This window comes from Nocardia sp. NRRL S-836 (assembly GCF_001279525.1).
Taxonomy (GTDB): Bacteria; Actinomycetota; Actinomycetes; order Mycobacteriales; family Pseudonocardiaceae; genus Lentzea.
Map to the genome: position 1 here is coordinate 1 of NZ_LGDY01000153.1, position 11,044 is coordinate 11,044.

Annotated in this window: 13 protein-coding genes; 6 read left to right on the top strand and 7 right to left on the bottom strand. The window is 65.5% G+C overall.

Annotated features, from left to right (window positions below):
* A partial coding sequence (locus ADL03_RS41340) for a tetratricopeptide repeat protein (RefSeq protein WP_157529719.1) occupies positions 1-194 on the top strand: 194 nt, incomplete at its 5' end.
* A 232-nt stretch (positions 195-426) separates the two neighbouring features.
* Here the strand turns inward: ADL03_RS41340 and ADL03_RS41345 are convergent.
* From ADL03_RS41345 to ADL03_RS47795, 3 genes are all read right to left on the bottom strand, one after another.
* On the bottom strand, positions 427-975 hold the full coding sequence (locus tag ADL03_RS41345; RefSeq protein WP_053739124.1) for an Imm1 family immunity protein: 549 nt from the start codon (positions 973-975) through the stop codon (positions 427-429).
* Positions 972-1,721, bottom strand: a complete 750-nt coding sequence (locus ADL03_RS41350) for a DddA-like double-stranded DNA deaminase toxin (protein WP_197289112.1) — start codon at positions 1,719-1,721, stop codon at positions 972-974. The genes ADL03_RS41345 and ADL03_RS41350 overlap by 4 nt, the downstream gene beginning before the upstream one ends.
* A gap of 1,636 nt (positions 1,722-3,357) precedes the next feature.
* Entirely contained in the window at positions 3,358-5,244 is a 1,887-nt protein-coding gene (locus ADL03_RS47795) for a hypothetical protein (protein ID WP_157529721.1), read from the bottom strand.
* Positions 5,245-5,445: 201 nt separating this feature from the next.
* Here ADL03_RS47795 and ADL03_RS47800 point away from each other — a divergent pair, with 201 nt between their 5' ends.
* Positions 5,446-7,155, top strand: a complete 1,710-nt coding sequence (locus ADL03_RS47800) for a hypothetical protein (protein WP_157529722.1) — start codon at positions 5,446-5,448, stop codon at positions 7,153-7,155.
* Positions 7,156-7,412: 257 nt separating this feature from the next.
* Here ADL03_RS47800 and ADL03_RS41360 read toward each other — a convergent pair whose 3' ends face one another.
* The gene (locus ADL03_RS41360) at positions 7,413-7,874 is read right to left on the bottom strand and encodes a hypothetical protein (RefSeq protein ID WP_053739127.1); all 462 of its coding nucleotides are present in this window, start codon (positions 7,872-7,874) and stop codon (positions 7,413-7,415) included.
* Positions 7,875-8,158: 284 nt separating this feature from the next.
* On the opposite strand from ADL03_RS41360, the gene ADL03_RS41365 reads away from it, so the two are divergent.
* Positions 8,159-8,443 carry a hypothetical protein gene (locus tag ADL03_RS41365; RefSeq protein WP_053739128.1) on the top strand — a complete coding sequence of 95 codons (285 nt, stop codon included), beginning with the start codon at positions 8,159-8,161 and terminating at the stop codon, positions 8,441-8,443.
* Positions 8,444-8,574: 131 nt separating this feature from the next.
* Here ADL03_RS41365 and ADL03_RS50965 read toward each other — a convergent pair whose 3' ends face one another.
* Complete coding sequence (locus ADL03_RS50965) at positions 8,575-8,763, bottom strand: CHC2 zinc finger domain-containing protein (RefSeq protein WP_369809082.1); 189 nt, start codon at positions 8,761-8,763, stop codon at positions 8,575-8,577.
* 90 nt (positions 8,764-8,853) lie between these two features.
* On the opposite strand from ADL03_RS50965, the gene ADL03_RS47810 reads away from it, so the two are divergent.
* The 3 genes from ADL03_RS47810 to ADL03_RS41370 all read left to right on the top strand — a co-directional run bounded on the left by ADL03_RS47810 (position 8,854) and on the right by ADL03_RS41370 (position 9,739).
* The gene (locus ADL03_RS47810) at positions 8,854-9,078 is read left to right on the top strand and encodes a hypothetical protein (RefSeq protein WP_157529723.1); all 225 of its coding nucleotides are present in this window, start codon (positions 8,854-8,856) and stop codon (positions 9,076-9,078) included.
* A gap of 155 nt (positions 9,079-9,233) precedes the next feature.
* On the top strand, positions 9,234-9,362 hold the full coding sequence (locus ADL03_RS50355) for a hypothetical protein (RefSeq protein ID WP_255353463.1): 129 nt from the start codon (positions 9,234-9,236) through the stop codon (positions 9,360-9,362).
* Complete coding sequence (locus ADL03_RS41370) at positions 9,359-9,739, top strand: hypothetical protein (protein ID WP_053739129.1); 381 nt, start codon at positions 9,359-9,361, stop codon at positions 9,737-9,739. Before ADL03_RS50355 ends, ADL03_RS41370 begins: the two co-directional genes overlap by 4 nt.
* 343 nt (positions 9,740-10,082) lie before the next feature.
* On the opposite strand, the gene ADL03_RS41375 is transcribed toward ADL03_RS41370, so the two are convergent.
* Entirely contained in the window at positions 10,083-10,346 is a 264-nt protein-coding gene (locus ADL03_RS41375; protein ID WP_053739130.1) for a hypothetical protein, read from the bottom strand.
* Between the two features lie 36 nt (positions 10,347-10,382).
* Positions 10,383-10,757, bottom strand: a complete 375-nt coding sequence (locus ADL03_RS41380; RefSeq protein WP_053739131.1) for a hypothetical protein — start codon at positions 10,755-10,757, stop codon at positions 10,383-10,385.
* Positions 10,758-11,044 lie beyond the last annotated feature (287 nt).

An 11,044-nucleotide genomic window follows, 5' to 3' on the forward strand; every position in this document is an offset into this window, starting at 1 on the left:
TGCTGGGCCCTGATCACCCGAACACGCTGAGCTCGCGGAACAACCTGGCCAACGCCTACCAGGCGGCGGGTGATCTGGACCGGGCGATCCCGCTGTACGAGGCGACCCTCGCCGACTGCGAGCGGGTGCTAGGTCCCAATCACCCCACGACCAAGGCTGTCCGGCGGAACGTGGAGATTGCTAGAGACAGCTGAATCGCCTTGCTGTCACTCACTGAACGCGTACGACAACGCCAGCAACGTCCGCTCATCGGCATGAGCGCGTGTGCGACACGATCAGCGGCATGAGCGACGTCTGTGAACCGAGTGGCCAACTTGGCTCATCACTCAGGCGCGACGTAGTGGTGCCGCGCCCATCACGTCGGCCTTGGCACGGTCGAAGTGCTCCCCGTGTACGCGGGCAACAGCGACAATCAGTAGCCGCGTCTTAAAAGACGTCAGAATCTTGCCAGTCCACACACGTGGGGCGCAGGCCCGTTTCGCCGAGTTCTTCCAGTGCCTCGCGTAGCTTCTCCCAGGAGATGGCAGCATCGGCTGGAAACCGCGTGCGGGTGTCGAAGTCGACGAACAGATCGACCTCGTGATCGCGTGTCGGCCGAACTTGTGGGGCCCGTGCGTACGAGCCCTTCGTCACCCAAGCCCGCATCACGCCTTCGGGCATTTCCGCGGCGGTGCTTTGTCCCTTGGCGGGCTTCTGGTTCCGATCGCCGGCCGGAAGGAAGCTGGACGGTCCCATCGTGTGGATCGCCGCGATGCGGTAAGGCACGTTGATGTCGAACTTGAGCTGATGGTCCGGCAGATTCAGGGGTCCACCGAGAGCGAGTCGGTCCTTGACGCACACCACTGTCGGGTGGAACTGCTTGTGTGCGAGCACCTCGCCGAGGACGCGGTCAAGATCACAGCGTGACTCCACGGTGACGGGGTCGTCCGCCTCATTGGTGTCGGTGAAGTACCAGACGTCGAGAGCGTGCTTCACCTCGTGCTCCTCCCGTGGAACGTGCGGGTCTTCATCGGATCATGCACCGTCATGGATTGCCCCGGTTTCAGGATGAAGGGTACGAGGTTCTTGCAGGAGTAGGGACCAGCGCACATCGGAAAGTTGATGACCAGGTCAACGTGGGTGTCGCCGCTGTTGCGCAGCCGCCATGCCACCTTGCCCTCCACATGCTCGCCGGTCGTGACTCTTCCTGGCCCGGTCGGTGGGAAGCCCTCGGCCCGCAGGTGCTCGGCGATCTTCTGATGCTCGTCCTGGACGTCCTGGCCGCTTTGGACCACGTCGGAGTTGCCTTCCTGATCCCGGTAGAACCCGCTGGTGACGTAGGTCGGGAGCTGTTCTCTTTGCCGATCGGCCCATGTTGGCTCAGAGGATGCGGATGGCGACGCGGTCGACGGTGCAGGAGTTGGTGGAGGCGTCGACGGGTTGGCCTGCGACGGCGGCTGCGTGGGTACATCACTTTGAAGAGTCCTGCGGTACCGCTCGACCTCTCTGCATCCCGCAGCGACGATCTCAGACAGTTCCGCTGTTCCCTTGGCGACGTTGATCCACATCTGAGCGGCCTGGTTGAACTCGTCCTCAAGGGAGCCCGATCCCTGCATGACTTCGGTCAGCAGCGCCGCCGCCTCGCTGGCGAGCTGCCCGGCCTGTGTCAAAGCCGCGTTCGCTTCCTCGGCCTTGCCCGCCACCCGCTGCAGCCCGACGGCGATCTCTTCGAACGTCGCCACGTGCACCCCCTCCCGCCACCGCATCGTGGCATGAGGTATCGACAACCAGTCGCACGTCCGCGTTCGGTTGCCCGGTACAAGCGGGTTGTGGTGTTGCTCGCGTGCGGGCGCAGCATCCTGCTGACAGGGCGGCTCTACCGCTACAGCACCGGGTTTCTGCGGCATCCGCACTGCGACTGTCAGATGAAGCTCGTCACCTAGGAGCAGTGGCGCGAGGACCGGTCCGGTGACCGTCGCGTGCGCTGTTCGACGCGATGACGCCGCGTAGCAGACCCTTCGTGATCAGCGCACTAGGCGCTCGAAGTCACCGCCCCCTGAAGACCTGACCGGACGACATGCTGCGGATCCGGGCGAGCTGTTCTCCGACAGGCGGAAAGGGAGGGCGAGCGGAGCGCTCACGATGCCGACGTTGTCATGCGTTCGCGGTGAACTGAGACCCGCGGACCACGTCCACCGCGGCACGGTTCGGACGGAGCGGCACCACATTTGGGACACGCGGACTCTAGCGCCCGTGCTCGACCCGACCGCTGTGGCCGTTCGTCGGGGGCAGTTACAGGCAGTGTCGGCCATAGCGCGCCCTCAGCCAATCCGTCGAATTGCCTGCTCGCCCATGCGAACAACGACGTCCGAGGCTTGTCCGGAAACACCGCCGCGAGCTCGTCAGTGCGCGCGGTCAGCACCTGACGACGAGCCTGTGCCCGGATCCACCTTATTGGTCGGTCGTCACCTTGCTGCACACGCGCGTTGACCAACGCGCGTACCTGCTCATGCGGGCCTACATCAGGCAGCCGGGCATCCCTGGTCATGCACATATTGTTGCCACGACCGACTACCCCAGCTCAGCATGGGGTGTCGTCCAGGACGCAACCACCGGCCCTACCTTTCGGTAACCGGTGCTCTTTGAGCTGGTCAGCCAATCCACTCAGCCTCCTTCAACGTCCACGATTCGACGAGCCTCGACCGGCCGGCGCCCCACCACCAGCGGTCGCGGTTCTCGACGCCGGGTGCTCGATGAACCGGAGAGCTCGAGTGCATAGATGGCGCCGAAACGGGCTTGGAGGTGTTCGTGCTGATGCGGTCGAGTTGGTCGACCGCCTTGATGAACCAGCCGGTGAGTTGTCACTGCTCGACCACGGCGTTCTGGGTGCGGGTGGCATCCAGGGACCACCCGGTGAAGGATCCCGGTGGCGTGCCTGCTCCCCAGCCTCGGAGGGTCGGCGGGCTGTTCAGGATGTGCGCAGATGGAGACGTGAGCACGCGCGAAGGACCTGGTGCCGGGCTTGTGGCGCTCGGCGATCAGGCGAGGCGTCGTGGCTCCAGACTGGGGTGTCAGCTGCCCGTCGGCGAACTGCGAGCTCGACCAGATCGCCCACATCGCGCTGCTGCGAGAGCGGACGACAGCAGGCGCGCTGGCTGCCAGGCTCGACGGTGTCGCGATCACCGGCCTTCCGGGTGCTGCCGCAGTGGCGTGGACGGGCCGGGCGCATACCTGTCACGATCACGAGGATCAGCACCGAGATCGGCTACCCGGTCGTCGGCGACGATGACCCGGATGTCGGTGTGCCGTCTGGCTCGGGGGTGTTCACTCGTCGCGGAAACCACCGTGCCACCGGCCGGCTCGCCGTGTACCGGAAGATCAGCGAACCTGGTGACAAGCAAGGCCAGAGGCCAGTCCGCCGCGGCCTTGGCCGGGCAGGGCGGTGATGGCCTCAGACTCGCATCGTGGTCGTACGGGAGGATCAAGGCCGCTTACGGCCTTCGCGGGTGTACGGAGGGAGATCGAGGCGCTTCCGCTTCGACCGAAGGCGGAGGCGCGTAGGCGGTCGACATGGGCGGGTGTGAAACGGCCCGTGAGCGTTGACGCTTCGTACAGCAGTTCCGCGAGATCGGTGTCAGGGATCCAGGACTTCGTGAGAAGTGCGGCCGCGAGTCCTACTACATCGCGGTAGGTGCTCGGCAGGCCGACCTCATAGCCTCCTGAACGCGCAAGACAATCTTCATGGCTGAGCCGCCACGTCTTGAGGGCCGGTGTGTCGGCGTGATCGGCCGAAACGGTGGAATCTTCCGCGGTCATGCTCGACAACGCGGGTACCTCAAGCCAGGCGTCGCGTGCTGTCAGGGGAAGTCGGCATTCTCCGCACCGCAGCACGGGCAGATCGGTCACGTCAGCGGGCACCGCGTCCTCGGTTGCTCTGGTCGCTGCCGGCAACGCCGCACGCAGCTCGCCCAGGTTCGAGGTGATGGCATCGAGCTGGAACAAATCCTCGAACAACGTCTTCGTCATAGCCGCCAGCGGTCCCCGGAGGTACGGGTAGGATTCGAGCGGTCTCGAGGTGAGACAAGCGCGCCAGGCCATCTGGTCCAAGTGGCTCAACACGCGGCACTCCACGGCGGAGGCCGACGGCACGCGGTCGCCTGGGACGTTCCTCCCCAGGCTCGTGGCGTTGACCATCAGACGGCATGCCTGGCCGAGGCTCCGCCTTTCGACGAATTGCCCCAGCACGCGTCGGAGTTTGCCGTCGTGCTGAGCCAGCGTCATGGTGATTCCGACGCTCTCGAGTTGCCGGCGCAGAAACGCCAGCGCCTCGTCCACGAGCAGTTCTCGGGCGAGTTCGATCAGTTCATCACTGCGCCGCTGATCCAATGCCTCGGGCAGGAGCCGTAGCCACAGATGGTGATCGAGGCACGTGACCGCACCGCGCTCGGTCCCACCCCAACGTACGTGGTGCACGGCATCGAGGGGCCGATAGCTCTCCTCCAGCACAGGCTTGTCGTCGACACGACGCGGATTTCCTGGTTGCACCCAGTCAAAGGCCGTCACGGGGCTGTCTGGGTGTACGTGCAGCAATCCCGCCCTCACCACCGAGGCCAGGTAGTCCGGTCCCGAGTCACCTGGGTGCAGCGGGCGCCGCATTGAGGACCGCGGTCGCAGCGGGACAGCGTTCGGTACAGCGCATCGGATCATGGTCAGCGCAGTCATCTCGTCGCTGACCCCGGCCAACGGAATCAGCGCTTCAGGGAGCGTTCCGAGAGGAAACTCTTCTCGAAGAACGGCCCGCTCAGCTGCGGCAAGCCGGAATTCCTCATCGCTGACGTGCGCACTTGCCCAGAACGGGGGTGCGGGCAACGCAGATGCAAGCGTCCGTGCGACCTTCGACCGGAGCTTGGGACTGCAGTCCAGACAGGGCCCGGGGTCTGTGCCCTCGGTGATGCGTTCGAGCACTGCACGGGATGTCAGAGTCAGCGGATTCGCGCACTCGCGGCACCGGTGCCCTACCGCTACCGCCGAGATCCCGGCAAGGGCGAGGTGCTGCGTTGGCCCGGTCAAACCGGTGTCGATGTCCTTGACGTAGTCAGTCCAACACGGTTGCCCCATCGGTCCGTACGAGCGCAAATCCCAGTACTGCTCGCCAATGCGACGCAGTACCTCCTCTGCACCATCCACGTACCAAAGCTCAAGCTGAGGCTGACGGGAGGGAGTGCCGGTCGACAAGTCCACGTCGACGGGCCACGATTCGGTCATCGGTCACCAAAGATCGAAACGAAGGGACGTGAACTTCTACCAGCTACTGTCCCAACGAGCACAACCCAGCCGGGCCATAGAACACCATCGGGTGACTACCTACCTTCAAACTGGCGTTCGCGACGATCTCGCAGTCATGATGCCCACGGATTCAACGCAAGGCTGCGCGAACGAGCGATGTCACGAGCACTCTTGCCAGGCGTGAGAGATGCAGGCGGCGACATGTGGGTTCGAGGCAATTGCAGCCGATGCCGCAAGCCGGTGTTCCTAGGCACCACCGGAGCCAGCCAGCGGCAGATCGTGCTCGACGTGACACAGTTCACCACTGCGGCCGTTCCGGACCAGGATCGATATGCCTATAGCAAGCGTCGCGGACTGATCAACGTCAACATCGTTCCCGGAGACCCACCTGCCCGGTGCCTTCGACGGCATCGGTGCGCGGTCAGCGAGGAAACCGGAAATGGTCTGGTGCTCTATTCAGAGCGATGCACGTTGTGCTCGGCAACCTGCCTGCGCGGAGAACTCGTCACCAGTCGCCCGGTGCTGGTTGAAAAGCATGCCAATGGTGAGTTCGTGCCAGTGAAGCACGAATTCCGGGTACCGATCCGGTACTGGCTGGCCCGCGCCACCTTCGACGTCGGCAAGGACGCCGATCGGTACACCCCTCACTGGAGACTCTGCGAGAAGCTCGCTGAGTGGCGAGCTCACATCTCGGACAAGGCGTCGATTCGTGCGTGCACCGATTGCGGACAACCGCTGACAGGTCCAATCACCGAGCCGACCCACCGCTCGTGCCGTGAAACCTCCAGCATCTATCGCGCTGTCCTTCAACCGTATGACAGCGAGATCTGGGACGGCCTTCCGGGGGCCGAGCCAAGGCCCAAGCGACGCACGGGCGGCGCGGATCAGTGCGTCCAGATGACTACCCACGGACTCGGGCAGTGTCAGCGCAACCGGGACACCGAACCTGACTACACCGCGCGCCACACAGAATTCTGCTCGATGCACAACCCCGCTCGGATGTGCTGGCGCGCAACGAGAGCACAAAAGCCCTGTACGGACAGGACAGGCGACGGAACCGCGTGTGCCTACCACGAGGGCCTACCTCGCTTGGACCACCCGCGATTGATGGGCGACCACGGCGGCGTGGCGGCACTCGGCCCGGATGGCTCGATGGTGCTGACCGAGCAGATGGTTGAGGACGTGGGCGAGATCGCTCCGGACGAACCCGACGACGAGCCAGCCGGCGACGGGCCAGCCGGCGACGAGACGGACCTCAAGCTGCCCACCCCTTGGCCGCACCTCAACGATCGACTCCAAGGCGGTTTCGACGTAGGACAGTTGGTCAGCTTCAGCGCCGGACATCACCGCTACGCCAGCAAGATTCTGCGCACCCAGTTCGAGTTTCTTCGCGATATGAGGCTCTCGGCCGAGTGGCACGACTGCGATCGAGACACCACCACGATCGAGTCAGTGATCGGGTGGGCCGCCGGGCACGTCGAGAACGACGTCGCAGCCTTGTTCATCGACTGGTTCCCGAGAATCGCTCATGCCGAACGCGGCGATGCCGGGTACGACGATGCCGGGTACGAGGATGACGACTACCGACCGCGACGCCCGGTGGAACACACAACCACGATGGTTCTCGGCGGGCTGCGAGCTCTCGTCTCAGGAACCCAGACCGTAGTGTTCATCGGCGCGATGATGGAGTATGCCGCGCTGAACGTCATTGACCGCGAAGCGGTCGTCCGCTACGCGATCCAAGGTGACGATGCAATCAGCGACTTCGTCCGCACGATCCTGATCCTCTATCCAGACGCACATGGCTCAGGCAAGCCTTCCGGATGGCTGCGGAAGGCACAGCCATACGCGGAAGGCCTGCGGGAAACGTTTCCGCTTACCCGCTCCTAGAAAGAATTGCAGCAGATCCGGAAAAAACTAGTTGCGCGACAGCAGGAGCCGCGCCCGAAACTCACGTACTTCACATCGTCAACGGTGGCCGTAGCCAGCCAGTGGCCTGACGCCCGGATTGAAGTCCGGCACGAGGACATGCTGAAGGCCAGGGTCCCGTTGTTCCCTGATTGCACCTGGCCTTACGACTCGCGGTTATCGCGCGGACGCTCGCTCCGCATGTCACCGTCCCGCAGAGGCATGTGCGGTAGCGGAGGTCAGCTGGCAGGCATTTTGGTGAGTACGGGGCCCAGCCACTCGTTGTCCACGAAGGCGCGGATGCCCGCGAAGTTGTGCGGCGTCACCGCCGCGATGACGGCGCTTGCCGCGTCGGCCACTTTCAGCAGCTCGCTGCGCAGCATTACCGTCATGTCCTCGCCGACGGTCCGGGCGAGCTCGTGCAGCAACAGCGCCACGCGCGAAAGCTGCCCGGTGAGGTTGATCAGCGAGGTCGCGATAGGTCCTGGCTGGTCCAGCCGACCCGACACCAGTGGCCGGGAATACACGGCAATGGCGTCTTCGAGAACCCGCTGCTGTATGCGGAGGCCCGCGGCCAGGGACGCCAGATCGCAGATGCGGTCGTACGGTGCCTTGAGAGCGTGACAGGAGGGCAGCAGCGACAGAACCCTTTCGCTGGCCTCCGTCGCTGTGATCGCCAGTTCAGCGTCTAGGGAATCCATCCGATGACCCTAGCGCCCGTCATACGGCCCGCTCCGGCATCGGCACGGTCCCGATCCGCCAGCCGCGCCGGCTATCAACGTTCAGCGGCTGTGCGGCGAGGCTGACCAGGGCCAGAGTGATGTTGCCAACCAAGGCGGCCGACGACGTGGACGCGATGCCTCAGCCAGGCTGGGACTCACGGAAGCTCGCGCAGCCGTAGTCGGCTCGTCGAACGCCGGGTCCAACATCACTATCGTCGACCTCACCGTCGAGGCCGTCAGGATCGCGGAGTCGGCTTGGCCCCTTGAAGGTTGTCAACGACCTGCTTGAGCTGGCCGCTGACGACGAACGCAGCCATGCGCTGCGCCCCGGCGACGTGATATTCGTCCACAACGGCGACGCCGACCTGGGCCGCTCCACCGCCGTCGACATCCCGAACATGCGAATACTGCTCCGCCCCTGCGACACCATCAGCCACCAAGCCGCGGTCGCCGCGGCGTTCGCCGCAGTGACCTTCTTGTCTTCGAGACCCGGCTCCCTCGGTGCGAGACGCCGGGCGCGCCGCGGCAGCTGGCCTGCCCGCTACTGAGTTGCTCTGGTTGTTCCGCGACAGCCCTGGATGCGCCCCTGCCGGTCAGGCCGGCCGGGACTGCGACCTTCGCCGACCGCTCGTCTCGCGCGCAGCAAGCTGTCGTTGCCGCCCCGAAGCCAGCGCTGCGGTCAAGGCCGCCGGCCGATCTTGGCCACGAACATCCGGGCATCGTCTCTGGCACCACAGCCGAAGCAGTGGAACGCGCCGTGCGCAGGCCGGACGCGCAACATCGTCGACTGGCAGAATGGGCAGTCACCGCGCAGCTGCTGCTCGCCGAGCGGAGTCAGCGTTGTGTACGGCGCGACGACGTCGGCGATCGGGCCGGCGTCCGATGGTTGCGGCTCGGGCGCCGAGACGGCGGTCCAAGGTCATTGCCTGGACGGTAGCCGCCGGCACCGACAACCAGCGTGCACGTCGCGCCGTCCCCAAGGCGGCGTGGCACCGGCGCCCTCGTCCCGATCGCCCGCATTCACTACCTGACAACACCGCTGCTCGGCCCCGGCGCGTGCCCGTATCGGGTGAATCAAGGGGTAAGCCGTGCATCTCTTTCCTGGGTCGACGGCACGCTGGTGATGCGGTTGGGTTCCGGCTTGTCGATCACCTGGACCAAGGAAGTGGACAGCAGCGAATGAATGCGCGGTGGAGTGCGATCGGAGTCGTCGGCTGCGGCTCCCATATGGGCATAGTCGAGTTGCGGCAACGCGGGTGGAGCCGCGCGATGATCATTGAGTTGCTCGGTCCTCCCGATACGACCGAGTGCAACCCAGGCGGTCGCAACGCACCACGGGTGAAGCTGTTCGACCGGATCAGGGTGGAGGGAACCGAAGGCACCGACCTGTTCCACCGCCGCTTCGCGCAGGCCGAAGCCCGGCGTGCGGCGCAGCTGCGGGCAGCCGGGCCGGGGCTGCCGCTGTGAGCCGGGCCAAGTTCTCCGCGCTGCGTGAGGCACAGCTGGCGAGCGTGCTGGTCCGCTTCGCCTACCGCGGGTTGTCGCTGTCGGCGGCGCTGGCTGAACTCGCCGAGCTCACCAGCCGCCCAGACCGGGTCGCCGATGCCGAGCTTGGCCTTCTGCTGGCCCGCATCGACAGCGAGCACCGGGCGGGACGGCTCAAAACACACCCAACAGGGCCATGGGCCGGCGCGCCGACCGGTGTCGCGATCGCTCAACAACTCGGCATCGGAAAAGCGAAGCTGCGCGCGGTCCGCGACGCGTACTACGTCCTCTACCGCGGGCTGCCGCCGTTCGACGCCGACGAACCGCTCCACAGCACAGTCGCGTGTCCCTGCACGTGAGTTAGGTGTGCGTGTGCACGCGTTGTGCTGAAACAAGAACGCGGCCTCCGAAGCGACTGCGGCGCCGACCATGACCGGCATCGCATGCGATCGGGCCAGCGAGCGCAGGTGTGAGCCGGGTGGCCCGCAGCAGCGGTGAGTGCGGGCGTCGAGTCGCGCTGGTCCGCCCACCGCACGAATTGTGCTGCGTGGGACCTCGTCACAGCTCAGGCGGCTGCCGTGTGGCTGTTGCGGGTGCGGCGCATGTGAGGGCCGGGTCGGCACCTGTGCAGACCCGGCCCTCGCGGACGGGCCACCGGTCATTCGAACGAAGCGAAGGTGACGATGCCGTGTTCCGGTTCACCTAAATTAGACCGGCATCACCGTCGCGGGTACGCACTGCTATCTCCCGGATCAGCGCGTTGGCCACGCTCTCGCGGTGATCGTCGTCGCAGCCGAGGATGCCGTACGAGTGGGTGTCGGCGAACCACCGGTCCTCGCCGAGCTTCTCGATGTTGCTCGGACCGGACGCGGTGTTGACGCTCATCATCGGTGTTGCCGTGTCGACGTGCACGATCTGGTCGGCCCGGACCGGGCTCTGTGGGTTCCACCGACAGAGCAGAAGCATTCATGACTGCCACGCTTTCCACCACACCCAAGTGGGCTATGTATCGCCACTGTGCTCGACGACCGCGGTGACCGGCTGCGCCGATACCGGATGTTCGCTCCCGCCGATCCGCTCTGCGTCGACGTCGGGACTCGGTAAACTTAAACGCCGCAACGCTTTCCCGAACGTCATCGAATCCCGCCCAATCCGGTCGGGGAGTTCGGCGGTGGCCACGACCCCGGTCTCGTCCTCTCCGATCACATCGGCAGCAGCGCCAGTACCTTCGGTGCCAGCTTGGCGGTCCGGGTCGTCGACGACCTCCGCGTCGATCTTGTTCGCGGCCTCGATCTCGTCCAGCTTGGACGCCTTGGCCTTGTGCTCCCGTGCGGTCTGCTCCGCGCGGGTCAGCTTCGTGCGGGTCTCCTCGTACAACGCCCGGTAGTCCGGTACGGCGGTCCTGCCGGAGTCCTCGGCCGGGCGGGGTCGCGGCGGGCGGTTCGGGGGCCGGTGGAACGCTGGGTGCGGCTGGGCGGGCGATTCAGCGGGTGGAGTGGTCGGGTTGTCGGGCGGGGCGGAAATCCCCTTTCGAGTGACGTGCACAGGTGGGCGGACGTGGGAACATCTGCGCGTGAAGAACCGGCCGGTGCGGACCCTCGCTGTCGCGGTGCTGCTCGCGACCTCAGCGGGCGCGCAGGTCATGGCCGGAGTGGATGGCCCGA